Below are 15438 nucleotides of genomic sequence, written 5' to 3' on the forward strand. Positions count from 1 at the left end.
TTATTTATGCGCATTCATTGCCGATGTCGACGCATTATCACCCTTCCGCCATTACGGCGGCCTACTTTTCTCGTGGGCAAAAGAAGGCAAAAACCGCTGGTTCCATTCATCCGGCCCCTACGCTTCGCTTCGGGGTCCCCTCACTCCGGGCTCACTCCGGGAGGACGCGCCGACGGGCCATCCATGGCCTGATCGGCGCTTGGACTATTGCGCGCTTTGAAGCAGAGCAAGAGCAAGACGAAAAAGCACAAATGCTTGTTTGGCAGCTGATCATTGATTGGCTGTCGCATCGGTGCGCCGATGCGACGTGCTCGTGATCGAAGAGGCGGGGCTCAGCGTGCGGGGGCGAGCTTGCCCTTGTCGTCGGAGAAGACGATCTCCACCCGACGATTCTGTGCCCTGCCCCGCTCCGAGGCATTGGCTTCCACCGGGTACTGGTCACCATAGCCCTCGACCTGGATGCGCTTTTCATCCACGCCCAGGTCAACCAGCATGTCGGCGACCGACTGGGCACGATCACGGGACAGCTTCAGGTTCTCTTCCGCCGCGCCGGTGCTGTCGGTATAACCCTCGATCCGCACCACTCGACGCGGATTGAGCTGGAGGAACTGCACCAGCTTGAGCACGGTGCGGCTGGCCGAATTCTTGAGGTCGGCCTGGCCTGTGTCGAACAGCACGTCACCCAGGGTCATCACCAGGCCGCGGTCAGTCTGCTCGGACGCCAGCGCGACAATCTGCGCCTCGACGAACTTGCCTTGCTGCTGCACGCTCGCCAGCTTGGCTTCGCGCAGGGCCAACTGCAGGCGCTGGCGCTCCAGATCGAGCTTGGTCAGTCGCTCCTGATTCAACGCCAGCTTGGCATGCTCACTGGCGATCTCGCTGTAGCGTTGGCTGAGGTAAGCGTAATGGCGTACATCGCTGCCGGTGCCGACATAACCGGCCAGGCGCTCCGCGCGCCCCAGCGACTCGCCGGCCCGGATCACGTCACGGGGCGCGCTGCGCAGCACGTCGGAATTGTCCTTGACCTTCTGGAACGCGGCACTGGCGTCGTCCAGCGCCGACTCGCTGCGCTGGCTGGCGCAGCCCTGCAACCCCACCAGGGCCAGCAAGGCCAATGCGGCCATGGGCTTGAAGCGGCTCATGGCTGCACCTCCAGCTGTTTACGCAGACGCTTGATACGCGATTGCATCACCTGCAACTGCTCCTCGCTTTTCTGGTTCAGCACCCGCGCCTCGGCCAGGCGGGCATCGAGCTCGGCCTGCTCGGCGCGCATGCGTGCGTCGCGATAGCTTTCACCGAGCATGTTGCTCTTGGCGCGGGCCAGTTTTTCTTCGGCCAACTTGAACTCCGGCACCTGCTCGGTGGCACCGACCGCCTTGGCCTGCTCGAGCGCCTGCTCAGACAAGCGCAGCTGTTCATTGGGTGCCGGGTCATTGGCACAGCCGGCCAGGCCAAGCACGGCCAGGGCGAGCATCAAGGGTTGGATTCTCACACACGCTTCCTACTGTTTGGGGGCACCCTGCGACGCCTGCATCTGCGCCTTCCAACGCTCGACATTGCGCTGCAACACAGCCTCGCTCGCCCCGGAGATCGGCAATTCTGTCAGCTTTTTCGCCAGTTGTCCGCGCAACCAGCTGTCGTTGCAGGCCGAGTTGTGCGACACCGTCAGGTACAACCCCGGCCGGTCCACCGGCAAGCCCCGCGCGATGAGGTCGTTACCCACCCCCAGGCTCTGGGCCATGGCCATGCCCGAGTAACGCCCGGCCAGCACATAGTCGACCTGGCCAAGCACCAGTTTCTGGAAGGCCTGCGTCAGGTTCTGCGCCGGTTCCAGCTTGAGCTGGGCCTTGGCGAACGCCTCGAAGGCCGGGGTCAGGCGGGCCTTCTCCGACAGGGCGCCCTGGTAGCGGGCGAGGTCGGCCGGGCCGTCGAACACCAGGGGCGCGTCGTGACGGGTCCAGACCAGGTATTCATTGAGCTGCAAGGCCGGGTGGATATAGTCCAGGCTGGTCAGCTGGGTTACCTGCATCGGCGTGTCGAGCAGCAGGTCCATGCGCCCGCTGCGCACTTCCTCCAGCGCCTGTTCGCGCTTGCCGGCGTGCAGCACCTCGACCTTCACCCCAAGTTCAGCGGCGACTTGGCGAAGCAGGTCGACATTGGCGCCGATCAGGTGCTTGGGGTCCTGCGGATCCTGCCAGGAATACGGCGGCGCATCCGGGCTGCCGGTGGCCACCAGGCGCTCGCATTTACCCACCGCCAAGGCCTGAGTCGACAGCAACGCCAGCACACAGGCCAGCCCTCCCTTGCTCCAGCGAAACGCCATGCACCCTCTCCCGGCCCTGAAAAAAAATCATGAAAAAACCCGGACCGCCAGGGGCGGTCCGGGTTCTTTATAAGTGAAGCAGTCGGATCAGACCAGCTTTTCGAGCTCTGGAACCGCTTCGAACAGGTCGGCGACCAGGCCGTAGTCGGCCACCTGGAAGATCGGCGCCTCTTCGTCCTTGTTGATCGCGACGATCACCTTGGAGTCCTTCATGCCAGCCAGGTGCTGGATCGCGCCGGAGATACCGACGGCGATGTACAGCTGTGGCGCAACGATCTTGCCGGTCTGGCCGACCTGCATGTCGTTCGGCACGAAGCCGGCGTCGACCGCGGCGCGCGAGGCGCCCACAGCGGCACCGAGCTTGTCGGCCAGGGCGTACAGGTGCTTGAAGTTGTCACCGTTGCCCATGCCACGGCCGCCGGAGACGACGATCTTGGCAGCGGTCAGCTCTGGGCGGTCGGACTTGGCCAGCTCTTCGCCGACGAAGGCCGACTTGCCAGCGTCGTGGGCGGCAGCGACGGCTTCGACGGCAGCCGAACCACCTTCGGCGGCCACGGCGTCAAAGCCGGTGGTACGCACGGTGATAACCTTGACAGCGGCGCTCGACTGCACGGTGGCAATGGCGTTACCCGCGTAGATCGGGCGCTTGAAGGTATCGGCCGATTCCACCGAGATGATCTCGGAGATCTGGTCGACGTCCAGCAGCGCGGCAACGCGTGGCAGGATGTTCTTGCCGTTGGTGGTGGCCGGGGCCAACACATGGCTGTAACCCTTGGCCAGCTCGACTACCAGCGGCGCGACGTTTTCCGGCAGGGCATGGGCGTAGGCGGCGTTATCCGCGACCAGCACCTTGGCGACACCTGCGATCTTGGCGGCGGACTCGGCGACGCCACCGACGTTCTGGCCGGCGAGCAGTACATGGATATCACCACCGATCTTGGCGGCGGCAGCGACAGTGTTCAGGGTGGCCGGAGCTACGGCACCGTTTTCGTGTTCAGCGACAACCAGGATAGTCATTTAGATTACCTTCGCTTCGTTCTTCAGCTTCTCGACCAGTTCGGCCACCGACTTGACCTTGATACCCGCGCTGCGGGCGGCAGGCGCTTCGACCTTGAGGGTCTTGTTGGTGGAGGCGATGGACACGCCCAGCGCGTCTGGAGTAACGGTCTCCAGCGGCTTTTTCTTGGCCTTCATGATGTTCGGCAGCGACGCGTAGCGCGGCTCGTTCAGGCGCAGGTCGGTGGTGACGATGGCTGGCAGGTTCAGCGCAACGGTCTGCAGGCCACCGTCGATTTCACGGGTGACGTTGACCTTGTCGCCGGCAACTTCAACCTTGGAGGCGAAGGTACCTTGGGCGAAGCCGGTCAGCGCGGCCAGCATCTGGCCGGTCTGGTTGTTGTCGCTGTCGATCGCCTGCTTGCCGAGGATGACCAGCTGCGGCTGCTCTTTATCGACTACGGCTTTCAGTGCCTTGGCCACGGCCAGGGAGTTCAGCTCGTCGGCGGCTTCGACCAGGATGGCGCGATCGGCACCCAGGGCCAGGGCGGTACGCAGTTGCTCCTGGGCGCTGGCCGGGCCTACGGAAACAACCACGATCTCGCTCGCCACGCCTTTCTCTTTCAGGCGCACGGCTTCTTCCACGGCGATTTCGCAGAAGGGGTTCATGGACATCTTGACGTTTGCAAGGTCGACGCCGGAGTTGTCCGCCTTGACGCGAACCTTGACGTTGTAGTCGACCACTCGTTTGACAGCTACAAGAACCTTCATGGATTCCTCGTTACTCTCCGGTGAAAAGAATGTCGCCTGGGGGCTGCCCGGCGAATGCGCGTGGGTACAAGGGCACCTCTAAAAACGTGTCGACGGCAGTAAAGTTCAGTTGACCGATCAGTCCTGTTACGACCCTGAAGGTCCAAAACCCGCGGGTCATTTCCTGTGGTGCCGTGTAGACTCCACTACAACACCTGATTCGGCCCGCAAACCCTGCTCTACGCCCGGTCTTTAGGGGTGCACCTGCGCCCGACGGTCAGCCTACGGCGAACGCGAAAGCGCTCGTATCTTGACCGTAACACCCAATCCGGTCAATACGGCAAATTGGCCAGCCCTCAGCCGCCTACCTGTGATTTTACGGGCCTCCGGCAAATTCAAACAAACGTTTGTATTGGACCCGCCAAGTGGTGTAGATATAATGCGCGGCCAAGACAAAACGGTGTAGTCCATCACCTGCGAAGCTACAGCACCTGAACGCCGCACGTGACCGTGAACACCCATAAAAGACAAGCAACGCGATGAGCCTTGAGTAGGAGAGAACCTGTGGAACGCGAATACATGGAATTCGACGTGGTCATCGTCGGCGCAGGCCCGGCGGGCCTGTCCGCCGCCTGCCGCCTGAAGCAGAAGGCCGCCGAAGCCGGTAGCGAGATCAGCGTCTGCGTGGTCGAGAAAGGCTCCGAAGTCGGCGCCCATATTCTCTCCGGCGCGGTGTTCGAACCGCGCGCCCTGAACGAACTGTTCCCCGACTGGAAAGAACTGGGCGCGCCGCTGAACACCGAAGTGAAGCGTGACGACATCTATGTGCTCAAGGATGCCGGCAGCTCGACAAAAGTGCCTGACCTGTTCGTGCCCAAGACCATGCACAACCAGGGCAACTACATCATCTCGCTGGGCAACCTGTGCCGCTGGCTGGCCCAGCAGGCCGAGAACCTCGGCGTCGAGATCTACCCGGGCTTCGCCGCCCAGGAAGCGTTGTTCGACGAAAACGGCGTGGTCCGCGGCATCATTACCGGTGACCTCGGTGTCGACCGCGAAGGCAACCCGAAGGACGGCCTGTACACCCCGGGCATGGAACTGCGCGCCAAGTACACCCTGTTCGCCGAAGGCTGCCGTGGCCACATCGGCAAGCAACTGATCAAGCGCTTCGACCTGGACAACGAGTCCGACGTCCAGCACTACGGCATCGGCCTCAAGGAAATCTGGGAGATCGACCCGGCCAAGCACGAGCAGGGCCTGGTGGTACACACCGCCGGCTGGCCACTGGACGTGATGGCCAAGGACAATACCGGTGGTTCGTTCCTCTACCACCTGGAGAACAACCAGGTGGTGGTCGGCCTGATCGTCGACTTGTCCTACGCCAACCCGTACCTGTCGCCGTTCGACGAGTTCCAGCGCCTCAAGCACCACCCGGTGATCAGCCAGTACCTCGAAGGCGGCAAACGCATCAGCTACGGCGCCCGCGCCATCTGCAAAGGCGGCTTCAACTCGCTGCCGAAGATGGTGTTCAACGGCGGCGCGCTGATCGGCTGCGACCTCGGCACCCTGAACTTCGCCAAGATCAAGGGCAGCCACACCGCGATGAAGTCCGGCATGCTCGCCGCCGAAGCGGTGGCCGACGCACTGATCGCCGGCAGCGAGGGCGGTGACCAGCTCAACAGCTACGTCAGCGCGTTCAAGGCCAGCTGGCTGCATGAAGAACTGTTCGCCAGCCGCAACTTCGGCCCGGCCATGCACAAGTTCGGCCCGATCCTGGGCGCTGCGTTCAACTACGTCGACCAGAACTGGTTCGGCGGCAAGCTGCCGTTCACCCTGCACGACACCAAGCCGGACTACGCCTGCCTGAAGCTCGCGGCGGATTCGAAAAAGATCGACTACCCGAAACCCGACGGCAAGCTCAGCTTCGACAAGCTCAGCTCGGTATTCCTCTCCAGCACCAACCACGAAGAGGAACAACCCTGCCACCTGAAGCTGGCCGATCCGAGCATCCCGATCGCCAGCAACCTGCCGCTTTACGACGAACCGGCGCAGCGCTACTGCCCGGCAGGCGTTTATGAAGTGATCACCCAGGAAGACGGTAACAAGCGCTTCCAGATCAACGCGCAGAACTGCGTGCACTGCAAGACCTGCGACATCAAGGACCCGGCCCAGAACATCACCTGGGTCACCCCTGAAGGCGCCGGCGGGCCGACCTACCCGAACATGTAGGCCCTGCCCCGCATCAAAAAGCCCCCGAGCCGTTTGGCCAGGGGGCTTTTTCGTATCAGGCGGTACGGACTTTCTTAAACAGCTCTGGGCGTCGGTCGAGCAGCTTGACCTGCGCGACCTGAGGTTGAGCCTTGCCGTTCTAAAGCCCAGCGCTCACTGGCTCAGTTGTCACCACACATGAGCGGCACTGGCTCGGCATCGAACGCCAGTAGCTCGCGACGCCCGAAATAGAGCGCCGTCAGCAACCCGACCATGCCCATGACCAAACAAAAACCGACACACACCCAGGGGCTCCACGGCATCAGCGCGATCAGCGCCAGCGGTGTGGTGCTCGCCCATAGGGCGTAGGCGATGTTGTAGGTGAAGGAGATGCCCGACACGCGGATGTCGGCCGGGAACAGCCCGACCATCACCGACGGCACCACCCCCACCACGCCACAGCACAGGCCGGCCAGGGCATAAGCCAGCCAGGTCATGCCCCATTGCCCTACCAGACTGGCGTACAACGCGCCGATGCCCAGTGGCAGCAGCAGGCTGTAGATCATCAATGCCCGCCACGCCCCCATACGGTCCACCAGCAAACCGGCCAGCACACAGCCGATATTGAGGAAGACGATACCCACGCTGCTCAGCGCGAAGGTATGCCCGGCGCTCATGCCGAAGCGCTGCTGCATCACCGTCGGGGTGATCACCACCAGTACCACCACCGCCGAGGTCAGCACGCAGGTCAGCAGCGCCGCCGGAATCAACGCCCGACGGTGTCGGCTCAGCACGCTGCGCAGCGGAAATGCCACAGGTTGCTCGCGCTGCTCGCGCAACGCCAGGAATACCGGCGTTTCACTCAACCAGCGGCGCAACCAGACCCCGATCACACCGAACACCCCACCCAACAGGAAGGGATAGCGCCAGGCGTAGTCGAGAATTTCCTGGGGCGTGAACAGCTGCGCCAGCAAGGTCGCGGTCAGCGCCCCGAGCAGATAGCCGAAGGTCAGCCCGGCCTGCAGAAAGCCCAGCGCATAGCCACGACGCCCGACTGGCGCGTGCTCGGCAACGAACGTCCAGGCACTGGGCACCTCGCCGCCCACCGCCGCCCCTTGCAGGATGCGCAGCGCCAGCAGGATCAGCGGCGCGGCGTAGCCGATGTCGGCGTAGGTCGGCATCACCCCGATCAGCAGGCACGGCAGCGCCATCATCAGGATGCTCAGGCTGAACACCCGCTTGCGCCCCAGGTGATCGGCGAAATGGGCCATGAGGATGCCGCCCAGTGGCCTGGCCAGGTAACCGGTGACGAAGATCCCGAAGCTCTGCAGCAGGCGCAGCCACTCCGGCATCTCGGGCGGGAAGAACAGCTGGCTGAGCGTCAGGGCAAAGAAAACGAAGATGATGAAGTCGTAGATTTCCAAGGCACCACCCAGCGCGGCCAGCCCCAGGGTCCGGTGGTCGCTACGGCTGAACCGTGGCGGGCGGGTGGTATCGAGCGCAGTCATGGCAGCTTCCGCAACGTGGCAAAAGGCCAAGAGGATAGCAAAAGCCTTGGGCCTGTGGCCGCCCGTGCTTCAGGAGTTGCGGCAGAACACCGTCTGCGCGAGGTTGGTGCGCCGCCGGGAATAGTTCGAGGCCCCCGCCAGCCCCGGCGGCAGGGGCAACTGCCCGACCAGCACCGGCAGGTCGATGATCGCCATGAACGACTCCAGCGCCTCGCTGTCCGGCGCATGAGGCAGGCTGATGCTGACCGCATGCCGGTCACTCGGCGGCACCGCCGGCACCTTCAGGTGCGGCGAGTGGTACAGCAGCGCGTGCTGGATCTGCGAACTCACCCGGCAGAAGCGCGCCAGGTCGACCCCCGCATGGCTGGCCAGCTCGATGTTGCCCACCAGCAGGTTGAATGGTTGCAAGGCACTGTGCACCAGGCGCTGCAGGTCATCGAAGCTCTCGACCGGGGCGATCCGGTAATAACCCAGGCCATTGAGCATCCTTTCCAGTTGCAGGCGCTGGGCGGGATGCTCGTCGGCGATGAGGATGCGCATGGATTTGTTAGGCATCGTCCGGACCTGGGCAGTGGGGTAATGACGGTGGCTCCATGACCATACTGCGCCGGGAACGGCAACGTCAGGCGCAACGCCTGGACGGGGGGTCTTTATTGATAGTTGTCGTGAACCCGGGAGAAATCAAGTCGCCGGCTCACGGAATTTTCACATTCGTCGACAGTGCGGTCAGGACTCCCACTGGCGCATGCGCACGCGACAGTGCTTCATCGCGTTGACGATGTGCTTTTCCACCACGCTGCGGGAAATATCCAGGCGCTCGGCGATCTGCTGGTGCGACAGGCCCTCGAGCTTGCGCAGCAGGAAACTGTCACGGCAAGGCGCGCTCAGCTCGCCCAAGGCCTGCTGCATCAGCGCCAGGCGCTGGTCGAGTTGCATGCTGTGCGTCGGGGCAGGGCTGTGCCAGCGTTCGTCGCTGTCGAGCACCTCGAGCGGCTCGGCCTGACGCACCTGGTGGCGCCGGTGATGATCGACCACCAGGTTCATCGCCGTGCGATAAAGAAACGCGCGCGGGTGTTCGATCCGCTCGCCTTCCGTGCGCTCCAGCACCCGGATATAGGCATCATGGGCGACGTCTTCGGCCGCCTGGCGATTGCCAAGCCGGGCGGACAGGAAGCTCACCAACTCGCGATAGTAATGTTCCACGACGGCACCTGTCGTCTCCCTGCTCAAGCGCTGGTAGGCAGGCGCAGCGGGTCTGGATAATATCAGTGTGCGATCTTACAAATTATAATTATTCGCAGCAACACGCAGACCACCCCCTTCCCGCGTTAAATCGCCAACTATCACATTCGTTTAACTGGGACCCCCGAGCGCATGCCCCGTGCGGCACTCGGCCACTACCTCCGGCTGGAAGCCCGCATGACACGCACATCCAATACCCGCCGCCGAGTGCTGTTCGGCGCCCTGGGCCTGGCCGGCCTCGGCAGCCTGGTAGCCTGGCAGGTCCTGCCGCTCGGTGGCGCACCGGTCAGCACCGTGCCGGTGCTGCGCGCCGACATCGAAAGCAGCGTCACAGCGCTGGGCACCCTGCAACCGCGACGCTACGTCGACGTCGGCGCCCAGGCCTCGGGGCAGATTCGCAAGCTGCATGTGGAGGCTGGTGACGAAGTGCGCCAGGGCCAGTTGCTGGTGGAGATCGACCCGTCCACGCAACAAGCCAAGCTCGATGCCGGCCGTTACTCGATCGAGAACCTCAAGGCCCAGCTGGCCGAACAGCGTGCGCAATACCAGCTTGCCCAGCAGCAGTACCAGCGTCAGAACGGCCTGGCCGCCGCCGGCGCCACCCGCCAGGAAGACCTGCAGACGGCGCAGGCGCAATTGAAGGTGACCCAGGCCCGCATCGACATGTACCTGGCGCAGATCCGCCAGGCCCAGGCCAGCCTGCGCAGCGACGAGGCCGAACTGGGCTACACGCGCATCTATGCGCCAATGAGTGGCACCGTGGTGGCGGTGGATGCCCGCGAAGGCCAGACCCTCAATGCCCAGCAGCAGACCCCGCTGATCCTGCGGATCGCCAAGCTCTCGCCGATGACCGTCTGGGCCCAGGTGTCCGAAGCCGACATCGGCAAGGTCAAGCCGGGCATGACCGCCTATTTCAACACCCTGGCCGGCGGCAAGCGCCGCTGGACCAGCACCGTGCGCCAGATCCTGCCGGTACCGCCCAAGCCGCTGGACCAGACCAGCCAGGGCGGTGGCAGCCCGGCCAGCGCCACCGCCGGCACCACCGGCAGCAAGGTGGTGCAGTACACCGTACTGCTGGACGTGGACAATCCCGACGGCGCCCTGATGGCGGAGATGACCACCCAGGTGTTCTTCGTCGCCGGGCAAGCCAGCCAGGTGCTCAGCGTGCCCCTGGCCGCGCTGGACGACACCCCCGGCGACGGCGTGCGCCTGGCGCAGGTGCTGAACAGCAAGGGCCAGGTCGAGGCACGCCAGGTGCGCACCGGCTTGAGCGACCGCCTGCGGGTGCAGGTGCTCGAAGGCCTGAACGAAGGCGAGCGCCTGGTCATCGGCCTGCCTGCCGCCAGTGGGGGTTGAGATGGCCACCCCCCTGATCGAGCTGTGCGACATCCGCAAGGTCTACGGCGGTGTCGATTCGCCCAGGGTCGAGGTGTTGCGCGGCATCAGCCTGAGCATCCACCCCGGCGAGTTCGTCGCCATCGTCGGCGCCTCGGGCTCCGGCAAATCGACCTTGATGAACATCCTCGGCTGCCTCGACCGCCCCACCTCGGGCAGCTACCGCTTCGCAGGCCGGGACGTGGCCGAACTGGACAGCGACGAGCTGGCCTGGCTGCGTCGCGAAGCGTTCGGCTTCGTGTTCCAGGGCTATCACTTGATCCCTTCGGGCTCGGCCCAGGAGAACGTCGAGATGCCGGCCATCTACGCCGGCACCCCGCCCGCCGAGCGCCATGCCCGCGCCCACGCCCTGCTCGAGCGGCTGGGCCTGGCCAGCCGTACCGGCAACCGCCCGCACCAGTTGTCCGGCGGCCAGCAGCAACGAGTGTCGATCGCCCGGGCGCTGATGAACGGTGGGCACATCATCCTTGCCGACGAGCCCACCGGCGCCCTCGACAGCCACAGCGGCGCCGAGGTGATGAGCCTGCTCGACGAACTGGCCAGCCAGGGCCATGTGATCATCCTCATCACCCACGACCGTGAAGTCGCGGCCCGCGCCCAGCGCATCATCGAAGTGCGCGACGGCGAAGTGGTCAGCGACTCGCCCAGCCAGCCATCGGCCGACATCCCCCGGCAATTGCAGGCCGACGACCTGCGCCAGCGCCTGGACCGCGGCGCCACCCAGCGCGGCGCCTGGAAAGGCGAACTGGTCGAGTCCCTGCAGGCTGCCTGGCGGGTAATGTGGATCAACCGCTTCCGCACCGCGCTGACCCTGCTCGGCATCATCATCGGGGTCGCCTCGGTGGTGGTCATGCTCGCGGTCGGCGAAGGCAGCAAGCGCCAGGTCATGGCGCAGATGGCCGCATTCGGCTCGAACATCCTCTACCTCAACGGCAAGCACTCCTCCGAGGAACTGATGGGCATCGTCACCCTCGACGATGTCGATGCCATCGGCGAACTGCCCCAGGTCAAACGGGTCATGCCGGTGATCGGCGACAAGCTCATGGTGCGCCACGGCAACAAGGGCGAGCAGTTCTACGTTGGCGGCAACAACACCTGGTTCCCCGAGATATTCAACTGGCCCGTGGTCGAGGGCAGCTTCTACAGCGAGGCCGACGAAGCCAACGGCGCCGCCGTGGCCGTGATCGGGCAGAAGGTGCGTGACAAGATGTTCGGCCCGGGCAGCAATCCGCTCGGGCAGTACCTGCTGATCGGCAACGTACCGTTCCAGGTGATCGGCGTGCTCCAGGGCAAAGGTGCCAGCTCCGGCAGCGAGGACAGCGACGAGCGCGTGGTGGTGCCCTACTCCGCCGCATCCATCCGCCTGTTCGGCAGCCGCGACCCGGAATACGTCACCATCGCCGCCCTGGACTCCAGCCGGGTGAAAGAGACCGAGCAGGCGATCGAGCGCCTGATGCTGCAGCGCCACCAGGGCAAGAATGACTTCGTCCTGACCAACGACGCCGCGTTGATCCAGGCCGAGGCCCGCACGCAGAACAGCCTGTCGCTGATGCTCGGCGCGATTGCCGCGATCTCCCTGCTGGTGGGTGGCATCGGCGTGATGAACATCATGCTCATGACCGTGCGCGAACGCACCCGCGAGATCGGCATCCGCATGGCCACCGGCGCGCGCCAGCGCGACATCCTGCGCCAGTTCCTCACCGAGGCGGTGATGCTGTCGATGGTCGGCGGCGTGACCGGCATCGTCCTGGCCCTGGCCATCGGCGGCAGCCTGTTGCTGGCCGACATCGCCGTGGCCTTCGCCCTGCCCGCCATCCTCGGCGCCTTTGCCTGCGCCGTGATCACCGGCGTGGTATTCGGTTTCATGCCGGCCCGCAAGGCCGCCCGCCTCGACCCGGTCAAGGCCCTTACCAGCGAATAACCCATGACGATCCCCTGCCGTATCAGCTTGCTGGCCCTGAGCCTTGGCCTGGCCGCCTGCAGCACCCCGCCGCCACCTGCGGCGAACATCGACGTCCCGCCGGCCTGGCAAGGGCCGACCAGCGCCAACCAGGCCCTGCCGGACAACCAGTGGTGGCGCGCCTTTGCCAGCCAGGAACTGGACCGGCTGGTCGAGCGCGCGCGCTCGAACAGCCACGACCTGGCGGCGGCCGCGGCGCGGGTGCGCAAGGCCCAGGCCATCGCGGTGATCGCCGGCGCGCCCTTGCTGCCAGAAGTACAGCTCGGCCTGGATGGCAGCCGCCAGCGCCTGTTGCGCGGTGAAGGCAACAGCCAGCTCGACGCCAGCAGCAGCGAGCGCACCAGCACCTCGTTCGGCACCCGCCTGAGCGCCAGCTACGAGATCGATTTCTGGGGCGGCCTGCGCGCCACCCGCGACAGCGCGCTGCGCAGCCTGGATGCCAGCCGTTTCGATCGCCAGACCGTCGAGCTGACCCTGGTCAGCGCCGTGGCCGACAGCTACCTGCAAGGCCTGGCACTCGACGAGCAACTGCGCATCGCCCGGCTCAACCTGGACAATGCCCGCGACGTGCTGGGCCTGGTCGAAGCCCGCGAACGTTCTGGCTCGGCCACCCGCCTGGAACTGGCCCAGCAGCGCAGCCTGGTGGCGGCCCAGGAACGCCAGCTGCCATTGCTCGAACAGCGTCGCCAGGACAACCGCATCGTCCTCGCCACCCTGCTCGGCGACCCGGTGCAGGCCCTGCCCGACAATCGCGAAATGATCGGCAACGTACAGTGGCCCAGCATCGGCAGCGGCGTGCCCAGCGAACTGCTCGGCCGGCGGCCGGACATCGCCGCCGCCGAGGCGCGCCTGGCGGCGGCCAGCGCCAACATCCAGGTGGCCCGGGCGGCCATGCTGCCTCGCCTGATACTCGGCGCGAACCTGGGCAGCGGTGCGCGCACCCTGCCCAATGTCTTCGACAGCCCCTACTACACCCTGACTGCCGGCCTCGCCGCGCCGATCTTCAACAACGGTCGCCTCAGCGCCGCACGGGACCAGGCCAGCGCCGAACAGGAGGAATTGCTGGAGCTGTACCGCGGCAGCATCCTGGCGGGCTTCGCGGATGTGGAGAAAGCCTTGAACGCCATCGCCGGTGTTGAACGCCAGCGCCGCTGGCAGGACCAGGAGGTGGAACAGGCACGCATCGCCTTCGACCTGGCCCAGCAACGTTACGCCGCCGGCGCCGAGACCCTGCTGACAGTGCTCGAAACCCAGCGCACGCTGTACCTGGCCCAGGACCAGCAGGCGCAGCTGCGCCTGGAGCAGTTGCAGGGCAGCGTAGCGCTGTACAAGGCATTGGGAGGGGGCTGGCAGGCGTCGGTCAAGCTGTAGGGCGCGCGACAAGCCCCTGCAGGCGCGGGTTTGCCTGTGCTTGCAGGGACATGGGGTGATCAGGGCACGATGTTCTTCAGTGACAGGTGGCGCGCATACCAGGGGCGTTGCGGCACCTTGCGCAGTAGGCTATCCAGCTTTTCTTCGTTACCGAAGGTGATACGCAGGGCCAGCTTCATGGTCTCCACGTCCATCTCCACCGACTTGCCCAGGCGCATGCCTGGCTGCGTGCTGCAGCCATGGGTGTCCGGCCCCAGCCACGGGTCGCCGGCTTCGACCCAGCGGCCCGGGGCGAACCAGGGCACGCCATTGACCTCCAGGCGCCGTACCTGGCCGGGGTGATAGCGTTCATGGGCACGGAACCAGTCGTCGATGCGGTCGTCGATCCAGCCATGGAAACCCCAGAACACCGGATTGACATGGGACGAGAACGGATCGCCGAGAAAATCGTTTTCGGGCTCGAACCAGCGCGCGGCAAAGTCGGCCTGGTCACGGGCGAACGGCACCGGCGCGCCATTGTTCGGATCACGCGGCACCGACGCCCAGCACATGTGCAGCCAGTCGTGCAGGTTCATCTCCAGTTCCGAACCGAAGGCCCCCAGGGTCAGTTTCGACAGGTACAACGGGTCCTGGTACTGCGACTCCCACACCTGGAAGTTGCTGCAATAGGTTTCGCCGGCCTTGATCGCCCCGACCCACTGGCCATAGGCCTCGTCTCCCGGCGCCTGCCAGGTCGGCGGCACACAGTAGCCGTCGTGGTTGTCGAAATAACGGGCAAAACCTGCGCGGTCGAACTCGACGCTCGGCTGCGGCAGCGGGAAGCGCTGCCAGGAGGGCAAGTCCTGCAAGGTGCGTGCATACATCAGCATGTGCCGGTGCATGAACAGAAAATCGATACCCGAGCCATTGCGGTGCTTGCGCGGGCCACGGGCATCGCGCTCATGGTCCCTGGGCCCGGGCTGCCAGCCCAGGCCACGCAGGGCGTCCTGCTTGTTCTGCGGCAACTTGTGCCACTGGTCACGGGTGGCATGCCAAAGCTGGTGGAACAAACGGTGTTCGGCACCGACCACCCAGGCCAGCATCTCGGGGGTGTACGGCAGGCGCTCACGGGCCTCGGGGAACAACCGCTTGACCGCGACGAAGCGGCTGTCGGGCACCGGCAGGGTCAGCGGCCGATCCAGACGCTGCACGCGCCCGGTCAGCGTGCCGCTGCCGGCATTGGCGAACTCGGCCCAGACTTCGTCCAGACTGGCCACGCACTCATAGCCCGGCCCGCCATGCTGGTTGACCAGGCGCCAGCGCACCTGCGCGCTGCTGGCGCCGACCAGGTCGCCCAGCACCCGGTAGGCCGGCTCGCCAGCCCCACGCAAGCGCTCGCCGGTATCGACGAAACCGCGCAGGCCACGCCCCTTGGTGGCGACGTCGAGGAACATCTCGACACCTTGCTGGGGCAGCCCATCCAGGCCGCGCTCGGCACCCTCGAAGCGGATTTCCCAGACGCCGCGCAGTTGGTCCGCGAGCATCTGGCCTGCGTAGTCGGCCAGCTCGACGCTGGCTTCCCCAGGCGTGACGATGTCGTCCTCGGGATCATGGGTCAGTTGCTTGTGCGCGTAATAGGCCGCCGTGCCTGTGGCGCCCGCCACAGCCAGGCCGGCGATGAATCCTCGTCGGGAAATTGTCATTGC

The 15438-nt window shown here is 65.2% G+C and carries 13 protein-coding genes; 4 read left to right on the forward strand and 9 right to left on the reverse strand.

What is annotated here, in order from left to right:
• Positions 1–332 precede the first annotated feature (332 nt).
• The 5 genes from CCOS191_RS18355 to CCOS191_RS18375 form a co-directional block, all read right to left on the reverse strand.
• Positions 333–1142: an OmpA family protein gene (locus CCOS191_RS18355; RefSeq protein WP_046856439.1), complete on the reverse strand. Its 810-nt coding sequence runs from the start codon at positions 1140–1142 to the stop codon at positions 333–335.
• A complete protein-coding gene (locus tag CCOS191_RS18360) occupies positions 1139–1492 on the reverse strand; it encodes a DUF4398 domain-containing protein (RefSeq protein WP_046856440.1) in 354 nt (117 codons plus the stop codon). Before CCOS191_RS18360 ends, CCOS191_RS18355 begins: the two co-directional genes overlap by 4 nt.
• A gap of 9 nt (positions 1493–1501) precedes the next feature.
• Positions 1502–2323 carry a substrate-binding periplasmic protein gene (locus CCOS191_RS18365; protein ID WP_023631442.1) on the reverse strand — a complete coding sequence of 274 codons (822 nt, stop codon included), beginning with the start codon at positions 2321–2323 and terminating at the stop codon, positions 1502–1504.
• Between the two features lie 87 nt (positions 2324–2410).
• Complete coding sequence (locus tag CCOS191_RS18370) at positions 2411–3340, reverse strand: electron transfer flavoprotein subunit alpha/FixB family protein (RefSeq protein WP_046856441.1); 930 nt, start codon at positions 3338–3340, stop codon at positions 2411–2413.
• Positions 3341–4090, reverse strand: coding sequence for an electron transfer flavoprotein subunit beta/FixA family protein (locus CCOS191_RS18375; protein WP_046856442.1), 750 nt, complete (start codon positions 4088–4090; stop codon positions 3341–3343).
• A 543-nt stretch (positions 4091–4633) separates the two neighbouring features.
• Here CCOS191_RS18375 and CCOS191_RS18380 point away from each other — a divergent pair.
• Positions 4634–6298 carry an electron transfer flavoprotein-ubiquinone oxidoreductase gene (locus CCOS191_RS18380; RefSeq protein WP_046856443.1) on the forward strand — a complete coding sequence of 555 codons (1665 nt, stop codon included), beginning with the start codon at positions 4634–4636 and terminating at the stop codon, positions 6296–6298.
• A gap of 161 nt (positions 6299–6459) precedes the next feature.
• On the opposite strand, the gene CCOS191_RS18385 is transcribed toward CCOS191_RS18380, so the two are convergent.
• From CCOS191_RS18385 to CCOS191_RS18395, 3 genes are all read right to left on the reverse strand, one after another.
• Complete coding sequence (locus tag CCOS191_RS18385) at positions 6460–7785, reverse strand: MFS transporter (RefSeq protein ID WP_046856444.1); 1326 nt, start codon at positions 7783–7785, stop codon at positions 6460–6462.
• Between the two features lie 69 nt (positions 7786–7854).
• Positions 7855–8340: a response regulator gene (locus tag CCOS191_RS18390; protein WP_046856445.1), complete on the reverse strand. Its 486-nt coding sequence runs from the start codon at positions 8338–8340 to the stop codon at positions 7855–7857.
• Positions 8341–8511: 171 nt separating this feature from the next.
• Positions 8512–9015: a sigma-70 family RNA polymerase sigma factor gene (locus tag CCOS191_RS18395; RefSeq protein ID WP_269451390.1), complete on the reverse strand. Its 504-nt coding sequence runs from the start codon at positions 9013–9015 to the stop codon at positions 8512–8514.
• 189 nt (positions 9016–9204) lie between these two features.
• Between CCOS191_RS18395 and CCOS191_RS18400 the strand changes: the two genes are divergently transcribed.
• The 3 genes from CCOS191_RS18400 to CCOS191_RS18410 are packed head-to-tail and all read left to right on the forward strand — an operon-like array spanning position 9205 to position 13753.
• On the forward strand, positions 9205–10383 hold the full coding sequence (locus CCOS191_RS18400; protein ID WP_046856447.1) for an efflux RND transporter periplasmic adaptor subunit: 1179 nt from the start codon (positions 9205–9207) through the stop codon (positions 10381–10383).
• A 1-nt stretch (position 10384) separates the two neighbouring features.
• Complete coding sequence (locus CCOS191_RS18405; RefSeq protein WP_046856448.1) at positions 10385–12343, forward strand: MacB family efflux pump subunit; 1959 nt, start codon at positions 10385–10387, stop codon at positions 12341–12343.
• A 3-nt stretch (positions 12344–12346) separates the two neighbouring features.
• The gene (locus CCOS191_RS18410) at positions 12347–13753 is read left to right on the forward strand and encodes an efflux transporter outer membrane subunit (RefSeq protein WP_046856449.1); all 1407 of its coding nucleotides are present in this window, start codon (positions 12347–12349) and stop codon (positions 13751–13753) included.
• Positions 13754–13812: 59 nt separating this feature from the next.
• On the opposite strand, the gene pvdP is transcribed toward CCOS191_RS18410, so the two are convergent.
• Positions 13813–15435, reverse strand: a complete 1623-nt coding sequence (gene pvdP, locus CCOS191_RS18415; RefSeq protein ID WP_046856450.1) for a pyoverdine maturation tyrosinase PvdP — start codon at positions 15433–15435, stop codon at positions 13813–13815.
• Between the last annotated feature and the right edge of the window lie 3 nt (positions 15436–15438).

Source organism: Pseudomonas sp. CCOS 191, assembly GCF_001007005.1.
GTDB classification, from domain to species: Bacteria; Pseudomonadota; Gammaproteobacteria; order Pseudomonadales; family Pseudomonadaceae; genus Aquipseudomonas; species Aquipseudomonas soli.